This is a genomic window from Lysobacter avium, from assembly GCF_015209745.1.
Taxonomy (GTDB): Bacteria; Pseudomonadota; Gammaproteobacteria; order Xanthomonadales; family Xanthomonadaceae; genus Novilysobacter; species Novilysobacter avium.
The window spans coordinates 1,346,749-1,359,163 of sequence record NZ_CP063657.1; the positions used below are offsets into that span (position 1 = coordinate 1,346,749).

11 protein-coding genes and 1 tRNA gene are annotated in these 12,415 nt (G+C 65.5%); 7 read left to right on the forward strand and 5 right to left on the reverse strand.

Features of this window, described 5'->3' with window-relative positions; genetic code table 11:
- Nucleotides 1–95 precede the first annotated feature (95 nt).
- From INQ42_RS06125 to INQ42_RS06135, 3 genes are all read left to right on the forward strand, one after another.
- A complete protein-coding gene (locus tag INQ42_RS06125) occupies nucleotides 96–1,070 on the forward strand; it encodes a LysR family transcriptional regulator (protein WP_194035596.1) in 975 nt (324 codons plus the stop codon).
- Between the two features lie 106 nt (nucleotides 1,071–1,176).
- A tRNA-Ser gene (locus INQ42_RS06130) sits at nucleotides 1,177–1,266 on the forward strand.
- A 110-nt stretch (nucleotides 1,267–1,376) separates the two neighbouring features.
- Nucleotides 1,377–2,024 (forward strand): response regulator, encoded by a 648-nt coding sequence (locus tag INQ42_RS06135; protein ID WP_194035597.1) that lies wholly within the window; start codon nucleotides 1,377–1,379, stop codon nucleotides 2,022–2,024.
- Between the two features lie 98 nt (nucleotides 2,025–2,122).
- Here INQ42_RS06135 and INQ42_RS06140 read toward each other — a convergent pair whose 3' ends face one another.
- Nucleotides 2,123–5,401, reverse strand: a complete 3,279-nt coding sequence (locus INQ42_RS06140; RefSeq protein ID WP_407070804.1) for an Rne/Rng family ribonuclease — start codon at nucleotides 5,399–5,401, stop codon at nucleotides 2,123–2,125.
- Between the two features lie 486 nt (nucleotides 5,402–5,887).
- On the opposite strand from INQ42_RS06140, the gene INQ42_RS06145 reads away from it, so the two are divergent.
- The gene (locus INQ42_RS06145; RefSeq protein ID WP_194035599.1) at nucleotides 5,888–6,859 is read left to right on the forward strand and encodes an RluA family pseudouridine synthase; all 972 of its coding nucleotides are present in this window, start codon (nucleotides 5,888–5,890) and stop codon (nucleotides 6,857–6,859) included.
- A 63-nt stretch (nucleotides 6,860–6,922) separates the two neighbouring features.
- On the opposite strand, the gene INQ42_RS06150 is transcribed toward INQ42_RS06145, so the two are convergent.
- On the reverse strand, nucleotides 6,923–7,372 hold the full coding sequence (locus INQ42_RS06150; RefSeq protein WP_194035600.1) for an energy transducer TonB: 450 nt from the start codon (nucleotides 7,370–7,372) through the stop codon (nucleotides 6,923–6,925).
- A gap of 5 nt (nucleotides 7,373–7,377) precedes the next feature.
- The gene (locus tag INQ42_RS06155) at nucleotides 7,378–7,719 is read right to left on the reverse strand and encodes a 4a-hydroxytetrahydrobiopterin dehydratase (protein ID WP_194035601.1); all 342 of its coding nucleotides are present in this window, start codon (nucleotides 7,717–7,719) and stop codon (nucleotides 7,378–7,380) included.
- 102 nt (nucleotides 7,720–7,821) lie between these two features.
- Here INQ42_RS06155 and INQ42_RS06160 point away from each other — a divergent pair, with 102 nt between their 5' ends.
- Both INQ42_RS06160 and INQ42_RS06165 read left to right on the forward strand, forming a co-directional pair.
- Nucleotides 7,822–8,418, forward strand: coding sequence for an NfuA family Fe-S biogenesis protein (locus INQ42_RS06160; protein ID WP_194035602.1), 597 nt, complete (start codon nucleotides 7,822–7,824; stop codon nucleotides 8,416–8,418).
- Between the two features lie 183 nt (nucleotides 8,419–8,601).
- Nucleotides 8,602–10,125: a hypothetical protein gene (locus INQ42_RS06165; RefSeq protein WP_194035603.1), complete on the forward strand. Its 1,524-nt coding sequence runs from the start codon at nucleotides 8,602–8,604 to the stop codon at nucleotides 10,123–10,125.
- A 100-nt stretch (nucleotides 10,126–10,225) separates the two neighbouring features.
- On the opposite strand, the gene INQ42_RS06170 is transcribed toward INQ42_RS06165, so the two are convergent.
- Both INQ42_RS06170 and INQ42_RS06175 read right to left on the reverse strand, forming a co-directional pair.
- On the reverse strand, nucleotides 10,226–10,654 hold the full coding sequence (locus tag INQ42_RS06170; protein ID WP_194035604.1) for a c-type cytochrome: 429 nt from the start codon (nucleotides 10,652–10,654) through the stop codon (nucleotides 10,226–10,228).
- 12 nt (nucleotides 10,655–10,666) lie between these two features.
- Nucleotides 10,667–10,999: a c-type cytochrome gene (locus tag INQ42_RS06175; RefSeq protein ID WP_194035605.1), complete on the reverse strand. Its 333-nt coding sequence runs from the start codon at nucleotides 10,997–10,999 to the stop codon at nucleotides 10,667–10,669.
- 280 nt (nucleotides 11,000–11,279) lie between these two features.
- Between INQ42_RS06175 and INQ42_RS06180 the strand changes: the two genes are divergently transcribed.
- Nucleotides 11,280–12,392 carry an efflux RND transporter periplasmic adaptor subunit gene (locus INQ42_RS06180; RefSeq protein ID WP_194035606.1) on the forward strand — a complete coding sequence of 371 codons (1,113 nt, stop codon included), beginning with the start codon at nucleotides 11,280–11,282 and terminating at the stop codon, nucleotides 12,390–12,392.
- The last annotated feature ends 23 nt before the right edge of the window (nucleotides 12,393–12,415 follow it).

The following is a 12,415-nucleotide window of genomic DNA, read 5'->3' on the forward strand; positions in this document are numbered from 1 at the left end:
CCACCTGCCCGGGAAGTTTTTAAAATTGATCGTTGCGGTTTGCAGCCCGTGCTGATCAAATATTGCCGAATGTTCCGCTATTGGAATTGTCAGGCATGCAGGATCTCAACGATCTCCACTATTTCGCCATGGTGGTGGAACACTCCGGCTTCGCTGCGGCGGAGCGGGCCACCGGCGTCCCCAAGTCGCGCCTGAGCCGTCGCATCAGCCAGCTCGAAGCGGAAATGGGTGTCCGCCTGCTGCAACGCTCCACCCGCCGGTTTGCCGTGACCGAGGTCGGCAATTCGGTTTACCGCCACGTCCAATCGATGCTCGCCGAGGCGCAGGCGGCCCGCGAAGTGGTGGATCGGTTGAGCGCCGAGCCGCGCGGCGTGATCCGGGTCAGCGTTCCGGTGGGTGTCGCCCAGCAACAGATGCCCAAGCTGCTTCCAGGTTTCCTCGGTCGCTACCCGGAAGTGCGCGTGCAACTGCATGTCAGCAATCGCCGGGTGGATGTGATCAACGAGGGGATCGACGTGGCCCTGCGCGTGCGCAGCAAGCTGGACGACGACGGCAGCCTGGTGATGCGCAGCTTCGGGCAGATCCAGGAGCTGCTGGTCGCCAGTCCCGATTACCTGCGCAAGATGGGTCGTCCCTCGACCCCGCAGGAACTCTCCGAGCACGTCACCATGAGCATGAGCGAGGACGACGCGCGACAACGCTGGGAACTCCATGGCCCCGAGGGCGACGTGCAGCCGGTCGACATAAAGCCACGGGTAATGGGCTTCGACCTGCCGATGCTGCTCTCACTGGCGATACAGGGCGTAGGCATCACCCTGTTGCCCGAGAGCGTGTGCGCCGATGCGGTCCGTCGCGGTGACCTGCAGGTGGTGTTGCCGGCGTGGCGTTTGCCGCAGGGCATCGTCCACGCCGTGTTTGCCTCCCGACGCGGCATGCTGCCAGCCGTGCGGGTATTCATCGATTACCTCGCCGAAACCGTTCCGGCGCTGGTTTCCGATGCCCGTCTGGGTTGCGGCGACATCAACGGCAAGCCGTGCAGTGAGGCGGAACTCAAGGCGTTCAGACGCTGACGCTTCGGCGATCCCCGTGCGATAATCCGCGGCGCGGTGATGCAGGTGCAACGCCTCTTCGCTGCGAAATTGGATAGCGGGCGATCGCCCAGAGACACCAGTTCCAGGAAGAGTGGCCGAGCGGTTGAAGGCACCGGTCTTGAAAACCGGCGAAGGGTTAAACCTTCCGTGGGTTCGAATCCCACCTCTTCCGCCATTTCGCTCGCGCTCGAGCAGCCCGCTGGAAACCCTTGAGTTGCGCCGCCTGAAGCGCAGCGGTAGCCTCGCCGGCAGGGGACTACACGGAACGTAGACGAGGAGGGGTAAATGGGAATTACTGTATTCATCGTGGATGACCACGCGCTGGTGCGTACCGGCATGCGCATGATCCTGTCGGCCGAAGACGACATCCAGGTCGTGGGGGACGTGGAAAGCGGGGAGATGGCGTTGCCATTGATCCGGCAACTGAAACCCGACGTGGTGTTGTGCGACCTGCACCTGCCCGGCGTGAGTGGGCTTGAGGTCACGGAGCGGGTCGTCAAGGGCAACCAGGAAACGCGCGTCATCATCGTGTCCGTACTGGAGGACGGTCCAATGCCGCGGCGTCTGTTGGAGGCCGGCGCGTTCGGTTACGTCGGCAAGGGCGGTGATGCCGCCGAGCTGGTACGGGCCGTGCGCGACGTGGCACGGGGCAGGCGCTACCTGGCCAGCAACATCGCCCAGCACCTGGCGCTGTCAGGCCTGGAGGGGGATGACTCGCCGTTCGATGAACTCTCCCCGCGCGAGTTGGAGGTGGCGCTGCTGCTGGCGCAGGGCTTGCGTCAGGAGGAGATCGCCCGCCGGTTGTGTTTGAGCGCGAAGACCATCAACACCCACAAAAGCCGGATGTTCGAGAAACTCGACATCACTGACAGCATCGCGCTGGCCCGCCTGCTGGGGCAACACGGATTGCTGGAGCCAAGCCGGGTTCTCTAGTCGTCGCCCGAGTCAAGCATCGCCAATATCCGGAAATAAAACGGGCCGCAATTGCGGCCCGTTTCGTTGGTCGCTGCTAAGGCGACCTGTTTAAAGCGTCACGCGTCGTGCTTGACGTCTTTCCTGGCCGATCCGGTCGATGTTTCCGCAGCGTCTTCCTCGTCAATGCCTTCGACGATTTGCGTGTTGCCTTCGAACAGGTTCGCGGTGCGCGGCTCGTCCTTGTCGCTGACCTTCTCGTCGACTACGTTCTGATTGACCGGCGACTCGACTTTCTCGGGCGACGTATCGCCGACGATCATCGCGGAAGATGCGAATTCAGGCTCCGCCGACACTTTCTCAACCGCAACCACCGCCGGCGGCGCCACCACGACCGGTGGCAACTTCGTCCCGGCGTCGATCGCGTCATCGGCTGCATTTTCGCCGGTGATGTAACCCGGAACCGTCCGCACCAGGGGTGGCTGGACCTGCGGCGTCGGCTTGTTCGAATGTCGGTCGGAGCGTGTCTGCGCTTCGTCATCACCTCCGGCGGCTTCCCGTGCCTCGGTCGATTCGGTTGCAGGAGCAGGCGCGTCCGCAGACGTCATGTCGGTGCCGTCATCGTCCGGGCCTTCCGCGACGGCATCTGACTGCTTGCGGGCACGAGGTGTGCGCGGCGCCCGGGGTGCCCGTGGCTTGCGTGCCTTCGGCGCATGCGTGCCTTCGACCTCCTCATTGCCTTCGTCGTCGCTCTCGGCCTTGGGCGTGCTCGTTTCCTTGAGCTCAGCATCGGTCGAGGACAGATCCGCGCGCTCGACGCTTTTCGAGGCTGCAAGAGGTTTCGCTTCGGGCTGATCCTCAGGCGGCGGGGCCAGCGGCTTTTCGTCGGTCTTCGGTTTCTCTTCCTGCTTCGTAACGGCCTCAGGAACATCGTCAAAGTCGAACTCGGGCTGTGCACGACTTACCGGTGCCGGAACTTCACCGGCCGGAGCACCGCCTGGGGCGTCGTTATCTTCCGAGGAGCCTGCATCCGACAGGACGTTGTCGGAAGAATGGTCTGCGGCAGATGAGGCGTCCGCACTGCCGCGACGGCGGCGACGGCCACCACGACGGCCGCGGCGGCGACGGTTGGTGCCGTCGGCGTTGTTATCGTCTTCGGCCGGGGCATGGCCATTGGTGGCGTTTGCGGCGGCCGGCGCCTGCCGGGTATCAGCGTTGGCGCGGTCGCTGTCACGTTCTGCTGCAGGCGAGACCGCAGACGTTGCGGCGGCCGCGGTGGCCAACGCCGCCTGATCGGCGGTATCCAGCTGCGGTGCGGTTACGTCACGCGTCGGGCGATCCCCGCGCGACTGGCGAGGCTGCCGCTGCGTGGATTTCTCGGCAACGTCCATTGCCGCGACGTTTGTCTCGCCCTGGCGTCGGGGCTGTTTTTCGCGCTGCTGCCTGGACCCACGGCCATTGCTGGCAGAGGCCCGCTCTTCCTGCGGCTGTCCGTTGCCACGACGGGCATCATCGCGACGGTTGCCCTCACGACCTTGCTGCTTCCCACCACGGCGCTGGCCGTTGCGGTCCTGACGCTCGCCGCGATCGCTGCGCTCGGCCTGGTTGCTGCCGTTTGAACGCCCCCGACCACTGCTCGAGCGATCGTTCGCCGCCTTGTCGGCAGCCGGGGCAGGGGTGCCACGGAAGAACCGCATGATGCGGTCGACCATTCCGATGGAATGGGTCGGAGCCGCAGCGACCACCACCGGAGTCGGCGCCGCCGCAGCAGGCACGTCAGCCTGGCGCGGTTCACGCAAAGGCGCCGGCTGGGCCGGCCTGACGTTGGTCACGGCGGCGGCGACCGGAACATTCAGGTTCGCCTTGGTCAAGGCGTGGGTTGGAAGCTTGCGCTGGCTGCCGCGATGGTAGCTCGGACGGTTGCTGTCTTCGCCCAGCTCGTTGTCGCGCAGTCGGCTGACTTCGTAATGCGGCGTCAACAGATGCTCGTCGGCGACGATCACGATCGGGGTGCCGTGACGGCTTTCGATCTCGCTGATCGCGCGGCGCTTCTCGTTGAGCAGGTAGTTGGCGATTTCGGTCGGCGCCTGGACCAGGATCTGTCCGGTGTTTTCTTTCATCGCGTGCTCTTCGCTCACGCGCAGGATCGACAGCGACAGGGACTCGACACTGCGCATGCGGCCATGGCCTTCGCAGCGCGGGCACACGAGCTGGCTGGACTCGCCCAGACTCGGACGCAGCCGCTGCCGGCTCATCTCCAGCAGGCCGAAGCGGGAAATACGGCCGACCTGGACGCGGGCGCGATCCTGTTTGAGCGCGTTCTGCAGGCGGTTTTCGACCTCGCGCTGGTGCTTGCTGGAGGACATGTCGATGAAATCGATCACCACCAGGCCGGCCAGGTCGCGCAGGCGCATCTGGCGGGCGACTTCCTCGGCCGCCTCCAGGTTGGTGTTGAACGCGGTTTCCTCGATGTCGCTTCCGCGCGTCGCACGCGCCGAGTTGACGTCGACCGCGGTCAGCGCCTCCGTCTGGTCGATGACCAGCGCGCCGCCCGAGGGCAGGCGCACATCACGCTCGTAGGCGTTTTCGATCTGCGACTCGATCTGGAAGCGGTTGAACAGCGGCACGTCGTCGGTGTAATGCTTGAGCTTGCGCAGGTTGTGCGGCATCACCTGCTCGACGAACTCGCGCGCCTCGGCGTACATCTCCTCGGTGTCAACGAGCACCTCGCCGATGTCCGGGCGCATGTAGTCACGCAATGCGCGGATGATCAGGCGGCTTTCCTGGTAGATCAGGAAGGGCGCGGGCTTGGTCAGCGCCGCATCGGCCACCGACTTCCACACCTGCAGCAGGTAATCCAGATCCCACTGCAGTTCCTCGGCATCACGGCCGACACCGGCGGTGCGGATGATCACGCCCATGTCGTCGGGGATGTTCAGCGCATCCATCGCGCGCTTGAGTTCGGCGCGGTCCTCGCCCTCGATCCGGCGCGATACGCCGCCCGCGGTGGGGGAGTTGGGCATCAGCACCATGTAGCGCCCGGCCAGCGAGATGTAGGTGGTCAGCGCCGCGCCCTTGTTGCCGCGCTCTTCCTTGTCCACCTGGACCACGACCTCCTGGCCCTCGCGCAGCAGTTCCTTCAGGCCGGCCTTGTTGTGGTCCACGCCCGCGGCGAAATAGTCGCGCGAGATTTCCTTCATCGGCAGGAAGCCGTGGCGATCACCGCCGTATTCGACGAACGCCGCCTCCAGCGATGGCTCCAGGCGGGTGATCTTGCCCTTGTAGATGTTGGACTTTTTCTGTTCCTGCGACGGTTGCTCGATATCGATGTCGTACAGGTTCTGCCCGTCGACAATCGCGACGCGCAGCTCTTCGGCCTGCGTCGCGTTGATCAGCATGCGTTTCATTGATGCATTCCTCGCGCGCTCTACCGCGCGGAACGCCCTGGCGTTTCGCCTCTGGACACTGCGTCCCGTCGCCGCGACATGGAACCTGCAGGCCGGTGAACCGGCGTGCGCGCGCTGACGTGACCTGACAATTTCCAGCGCTTCTACACCACGGCAAACCGCGGGAGCGCTTGTTTTTGTTGCTTACCAAATTTTGGGGCCGGAGGCGCTTCGGGCAGATGCCGTGACGCCGCTCGGGTCGTGTTCATCGACCGGTGATTGACGCATATTCGCCAAAACCGGACGAGCCGAGGTTCCACCGTGCTGGCGCTGCTAACATGGCCGCCCCGAGGGCGGGGGTCAGACGCAGACCGGAATCGCAGGTTGGGCTTTTGGCCCGTGCTACGGCTACCAGGCGTAATGCGGTGGCCGGAACGACTTCCCTGCGAAATCAAAACCTTATCTCGCGTCGCGAGTGTACCAGATAACTTCCCCAGAATGACCCATTCAGATACCCAGCAAAGCCATGCCGGAGCGCGCGTTGCGGTGGTTCCGGAGGACCGAGAAGGCCAGCGGCTGGACAACTTCCTGCTCGGGCTTCTGAAGGGTGCTCCGAGATCGCTGGTCTACAAGCTGGTGCGCTCCGGCCAGGTGCGTGTGAACGGGGGCCGGGCGAAGGCGGAACGCAAGCTGGAAAGCGGCGACAAGGTCCGCATCCCGCCGGTACGACTGGAGCCGGAAGGCGAGCGCGCGTCACCGCCGCGCGGGTTCATGGATGCGCTGGAGGCGGCAATCGTCCATGAGGATGCGAGGCTGCTGGTCCTTAACAAACCATCGGGGGTCGCCAGCCATGGCGGCAGCGGCATCAGTTTTGGCGCGATCGAGACGTTGCGCGCCTTGCGTCCCGGGCAGGGCCTGGAGCTGGTGCACCGGCTTGATCGCGACACCTCCGGCGTCCTGGTGGTCTCCAAGAAGCGCTCCACCCTCACCGAGATGCAGGCGCTGATGCGCGAGAGCACCAGCGGCGCTGGCGGCATGCGCAAGCGCTACCTGGCTTTGCTGGTCGGGCGCATGCCGGACGGAACGATGAGCGTGGACGCGCCGCTACACGTCGGCTTGCGCCAGGGCGGCGAGCGGCACGTGCAGGTGAACCCGTCAGGCAAGTCGGCGCTGAGTCATTTCAAGGTGCTGGAGCGGCGCGGTGGGCATTCCTACTGCGAGGTGCGCATCGAAACCGGGCGTACCCACCAGATCCGCGCGCATGCGCAGCACATTGGTCACACCGTTGCTGGCGACGACAAGTACGGGGATCCGGAGGTCAACCGCCGCCTGCGTGATCAGGCAGGACTGAAACGTCTGTTCCTGCATGCAGCCACGCTGGAATTCGCCCTGGACGGTGGCAAAACGCCCTACAGCCTTACTGCGCCACTGGCGCCCGAGTTGCTGGATGTCCTCGACCGCCTGAAGTAGATCGTCGAGGTGGACCGTCGCCGGCCGCACTGCATGCGGCGCCGGCGACGAGCGATCACTCAATTACTGCAGCAGGCTGCCCGAAACGTCCCGGCAGCGCTCTGAATCCATGTCCGGCGCGGTGAACTTCACCGGCACCCGCAGCGGGCTTTCCGCCGGTTTGCCGCGGCTGGTGCCGGCCTGGAACTTCCAGCCCTTTACCGCTTCCACCGCGGACGCATCCAGTTGCGGATGCCCGCTGGTGTCTTCAACCTTCACATCCTTCGGAATGCCATCGACGCCAATGGTGAGCAGCACGCCCACTTCGCCTTCTATACCCGCGCAGGCCAGTTCCTCCGGGTACTCGGGCGGCGGCGTCTCCACGGCCATCGGCTGGGTAGGCGCGACCTGCGCCGGCTGCTCGGCCTGCTCGGAGCTGCAGCCAGCGAGCATCAGCCCCACGGCAAGGGCGGACAGGGCGGGAAACAGCTTCCAGGGGCCAATCACGGGCTTGAGCGGGTGGTCAACGGGCATCTCATTCACTCCTGCAGGGCATCGGTTTTTGCAGCACAGATAAAGTCGTTCTCGCTCAACCCGCCCACGTCGTGGGTCGAAAAGCGAACCTCGCAGCGGTCGTAATGCACGCCCAGATCCGGGTGGTGATCCTCGCGATTGGCGATGAAGGCGAGCGCATTGACGAAGGCGATCGTCCGGTAATAGTCGTCGAACTTGAACGTTCGGGTGAGGGCGCGGCCTTCTTCGGCTACGGTCCAGTCGTCCAGATGGGCATGGAGTTCACGGATCCGGGCTTCGTCAAGGCGATGGCCCGAACCTTTGCGCGGGACGCAATGGGCCTGGGCCAGTGAAATCCTGTCGTTCATCGTGGACTCCTTGTGGTGGGCAGGCTGAACGCTCTCGGCAGCCTTGCCTGGCTTAACGGGGGGCATACGCTTGTATAGCGCCAAGCCCGTTAGAATAGCGGCATGATCCAGATATCCGACTCCGCACAGAGCCATTTCCGCAAACTCATCGAACGCGAGGCAATCCCCGGGCTGGGGGTTCGCCTGTCGGCCGTCAATCCCGGTACGCCGCGCGCCGATGTCCGCCTGGAGTTCACCGAGCCGGCGGAACTGGACGGCGATGAGTGGGCGATCGACTGCAAGGGTTTCACGCTGTGGCTTGAAGCCGAGAGCGTGAGCGTGCTGGACGGCGCGGAAATCGACTACGAAGCGCTCGCAACCGGGGGTCAGCTGCAGATACGCGCCCCGAAGATCAAGGGCGCCGTGCCCGGCGAGTCCGCGTCGCTCGTGGAGCGCGTCCGCTACCTCATCGAGAACGAGATCAATCCTCAACTGGCCATGCACCGGGGCAACGTGGCGCTGCAGGAGGTCACTGCGGACGGCATCGTCGTGCTGCGGTTCGGAGGCGGATGCCACGGTTGCGGCATGGCGGACGTGACATTGAAGAACGGCATCGAGAAGACCCTGCGCGAAAAGGTGCCCGGGGTGACCGGCGTGCGTGATGCGACCGACCATGACACCGGCGCCGCGCCGTATATCGCGCGCAACGGCGCCAGCTGACCGACCAGCCCACCCTTGACCCTTCCGGCTGACGCGTGGCTGCATGCGCTCCGGCTTCGGATGAAGCTGGTGGAACCGCATCTTCGTCGCGCCGCTGGCGAGTTCCCGCCGGGGTGGAACGAGTGGGTAGCCCGCGAGGAACGCTCCCGCACCCCCGCCGTCCCGCCCGAAGCGCTGGCCTCCGTGTTTGCCCAGCGCGACGTTGCGCCGCCCCCGCCACACTCCCCCGAGCTCGGCCGATGGGAGTCGCTCAAGGCGCTTTACCGGGAGCAATGGGACCCGCCGCCAGCCGACGAACGCCCGGTCCGCCGCATCGCGTGGGTGGTCGCTGTCGGCTGGCATCTGTTTGTCGCGCTAATGCTGGTGTGGTTGATGTATCAGCAGTATGTGGCGCCCGCGAATCCGCCGAAAAAAGGCGAGGAGGAGGTCGTCCAGATCGAGTTCCTCGGTGAGGGCACGCCGGACGAGGTTGGCGGCGGGCCGGATGTCACGCCTTCATCGGACGACGCGGCCGCAGCGAGCGCCCCCGCTTCCGGGCAGGATTCGGCCGCAGCCGAACCGCCCGCCGCACAGGCTCCATCGCAAACGCTCGATCCCGCGCCAGAGATCGCCGCCTCGGAGCCGCCGCCGGTGCCGCGCGTTACGCCCGACCTGCCGGTGCCCGAACCCACGCCGCCGGAGGTCAGTCAGAACGTCGAGGTGAGCAAGCCGGTGCCGGATGTGTCCGAGTACCAGTTGCCTCCACCGATGCCACGGCTTCCGCTGCCCCAGGTGACGGTTCCGGAGCGCACCGTCTCCGCACCGGACGCGGTCGTGGTCGAGGTGCCGTCGCGACCGGCCACCGCGCTCCCTACCATCGCGCCCAGACCGATTCCGGAATTAGAGCTGGAGCCGACACCTTCAGAGGTCGTCGTGCGCGAAATTGCCGCGCCGCTGCCCGCGGCCCCGACGGTGGTCGTGCCGCGGCGTGAGGTGGCGGTGGCCGAGCAACCGCTGATGCCGCGGGCACTCCGGGAACGGGAGATCCCGGCGCCCTCTCCAGCCACTGCCGTCCAGCCAGCTCAATCCCGAGCCAGTGACACGGCCACCGCCGCAAGATCGGATAGTTCCTCGCCGAGCGAGCGGAAGAACAACGTTTCGACCGGCAACGGCAATGCGGCGGCGACCCCTGCGCAAACCACCGGCCCGAAGGCGGCCGCCGCGCGTGGAGGCTGGGATACGCTCAAGCGCGCCGACGACTGGGGCGATTCCACCCGCAATGTCGAAGGTGGACAGAAGGGTGATCCGTCGGGTCTATACAACAGCGATGGCAGCGTTCGTCTTGCCGGGACGCCGGGGTCCGCCTCGCCGGCCCGCCCTCCCGGGGCGTTGACCGATGAGATCGTCAACCTGGATCGCGCGGGCACCTGGCTCAAGCGCAAGCCCACCGACTACGAGCCCACCGCGTTCGACCGCTACTGGCGGCCCAGCGAGACCCTGCTGGAAGAGTGGGTGCGCAAGAGCGTCACCACCGTCCGGATTCCTATCCCGGGCACCAACAAGCACGTGGTCTGCCAGACTATCCTGCTGGTGGTTGGCGGCGCGTGCGACATCACCGATCCCAACCTGCTGGATGTCGCGGCCACGGCCCGGCCTGCGCCGGACATCCCGTTCAAGCCCGAATTGCAGGAAGGCAATGGCAGCCTGCCGGAGCCGGTCGAGGAGTGAGCCGGATATCAGGTTCCGACCATGGAAAAAGCCCGCGGCAGGCGGGCTTTTTTCCTGATCGAAGCAACGGGGCGGAGGTACTTGCCGCGCCCGGGTTCCGCTACTTCTTGTGCGAGCCCGTCAGGTTGACCAGATTGCTCGGACGCGATGCGAAGTACGTCGACAGGTCGGCGATCTGCTGGTCGGTGAGCGCCTTGGCCTGCATCGACATCATGACGTGGTCGCGGCTGCCATCGCGGTAGCTCTGCAGGGCGTAGGCGAGATAGTCCTGGTACTGGCCACCGATGACCGGGTAGGTCGTGTCGATCGGCGCGTTGCCATCAGCGCCGTGGCAGTCGATGCACGACTGGCCGGTTGCCGCGCCCTTGGCATTGGCCATCTGCTCGCCGGCCGCGACGTATCCCTGCGGCAGCCCGGCGGACGAGGAGTGGGAAGGATCCGCCGGCGTCTGCGAGCAGGCGGACAGGGCGATCATGGCGACGGCGGCAAGGACCGCAGGGGCGATGGCGAATGTTTTGCGGATCGTCATGGGGCTGCGTTCCTACTTCACGTTGGACAGAAATGCGGCGATGTCGGCGATGTCCTGCTCGGAAAAGCCCTGGGACTGTGCACGCATCGTGGGATGCGAGCGGGTGCCGTTCTGGTAGGCGGTGAGCGCATTGACCAGATAGTCCGCCGACTGTCCCCCCAGCTTGGGCACGTGGTAGTTGGGGTAGGCGTTCTTGTAGCCGTCGATCCCGTGACAGCCCTGGCAGGTGTAGGTGAGCTCGTAGCCGTTCTGGGCACTGGCCGATGCGTGGGCGGGCTCCTGCCCGGCGGCAGGGGCCGCAGCAAGGGTCAGCGCCAGGGCAGCGGCAATGGTCAGCAGTCGCATCATAGGTATCCGCAATCTCGTGTGGCTGGCGAAATTCAGGCCGGCTTGGGCAGTGTGTAATCGCCGCGGGCGCCGCGCAATTTTCGGAGTATAGCTTGCGTTCATCGATCAACGAAGGGCAATTGTCGCAAACGGCCGCCCGTTGCAGGCGATAATTGCAGGTCGCATCGGCATGACCTTCGGCGCATTCCGGTGGTGAAGTGTTGGTGACATACTTATCTACAACACCGGCATTGCGACCGGGCTGTCTCCTTCCAAAATCACACCACCGGGGTCTCCAATGCAACATCGCGCCAATTCCAGCGGCAATGTCTGGCTTCGTGCCTGCGGCTCCCTGCTCGTGTGCGCGCTGCTGCTCTCAGGCTGCAAGGGTGGGGCGGCGGGAGCCGATGCCGCCGGGAAGGGCGACGCCGAAGAAAAGGAGGCGGTGACGGTTGAGGTGGCACCGGTGGAGACGCGATCCATGGCTGCCAGCTACACCGGCACCGCTCCGCTGGAAGCCTCGGTGGAGGCGCAGGTCGTCGCCAAGACGTCCGGAGTGGCGCTGAAGGTGTTGGTATCGGAGGGCGAGAACGTGCGGGCCGGGCAGACGCTTGTGCGGCTGGATTCCGACCGCGCCCGCCTGCAGGTCGCACAGACGGCGTCGCAGGTGGGAAAGTTGAGCAACCAGTTCGAGCGCGCGCGGAAGATGGCCGCCGAGCAGCTGATCGCAGCCGCGGACTACGACCAGATCCGCTACGACCTCGCCAACGCGCAGGCCGCAAACCGCATGGCCAACCTGGAACTTTCCTACGCGGACGTGAAGGCCCCGATCGACGGCGTCGTGGCCTCGGTGCCGCCCAAGGCGGGCAATTTCATCCAGATCAATACGCCGATCGTGAGGATCGTCGATACCTCGACCCTCGAAGCGACCCTCAACGTGCCCGAACGTGAGCTTGCAACGATGGCGGTGGGCCTGCCGGTAGAATTGGCGGTGGATGCCTTGCCGGGCAAGTCGTTCCGGGGCACGGTCGAACGGATATCGCCGGTGGTCGATGCCGGCAGCGGCACCTTCCGGGTCATCGCCCGTTTCGACAGCGACGGCGGCCTGCAAGCAGGGATGTTTGGCCGGATCAGCATCAACTACGACCAGCGTGCCGACGCCGCCGTGGTGCCGCGCAACGCGCTGCTGGAAGGGGAAGGCGATCCGGCGGTGTTCGTGGTCGAGGACGGAAAGGTCCGTCGTGCGCCTGTCCAACTCGGATACACCGACGGCAACTGGGTCGAGGTGCGCGAGGGACTTGCGATAGGCGACCGAGTCGTCATCGCAGGCAAGACGGCCCTGAGGGATGGCAGCGCGGTGACGGTGATCGGCGACACGCCGGTCTCGGCGACCGCCGAGTCCGCACAGTAATCCGGGCCCGGCGATGAACGACG

Bases quoted from the DNA above. Each gene is read 5' to 3' on its own strand.
- INQ42_RS06160 (WP_194035602.1), top strand. From the start codon at position 7,822: ATGATCCAGATATCCGACTCCGCACAGAGCCATTTCCGCAAACTCATC.
- INQ42_RS06170 (WP_194035604.1), bottom strand. From the start codon at position 10,654: ATGACGATCCGCAAAACATTCGCCATCGCCCCTGCGGTCCTTGCCGCC.
- INQ42_RS06155 (WP_194035601.1), bottom strand. From the start codon at position 7,719: ATGAACGACAGGATTTCACTGGCCCAGGCCCATTGCGTCCCGCGCAAA.
- INQ42_RS06125 (WP_194035596.1), top strand. From the start codon at position 96: ATGCAGGATCTCAACGATCTCCACTATTTCGCCATGGTGGTGGAACAC.
- INQ42_RS06135 (WP_194035597.1), top strand. From the start codon at position 1,377: ATGGGAATTACTGTATTCATCGTGGATGACCACGCGCTGGTGCGTACC.
- INQ42_RS06175 (WP_194035605.1), bottom strand. From the start codon at position 10,999: ATGCGACTGCTGACCATTGCCGCTGCCCTGGCGCTGACCCTTGCTGCG.
- INQ42_RS06180 (WP_194035606.1), top strand. From the start codon at position 11,280: ATGCAACATCGCGCCAATTCCAGCGGCAATGTCTGGCTTCGTGCCTGC.
- INQ42_RS06150 (WP_194035600.1), bottom strand. From the start codon at position 7,372: ATGCCCGTTGACCACCCGCTCAAGCCCGTGATTGGCCCCTGGAAGCTG.
- INQ42_RS06140 (WP_407070804.1), bottom strand. From the start codon at position 5,401: ATGCTGATCAACGCGACGCAGGCCGAAGAGCTGCGCGTCGCGATTGTC.
- INQ42_RS06145 (WP_194035599.1), top strand. From the start codon at position 5,888: ATGACCCATTCAGATACCCAGCAAAGCCATGCCGGAGCGCGCGTTGCG.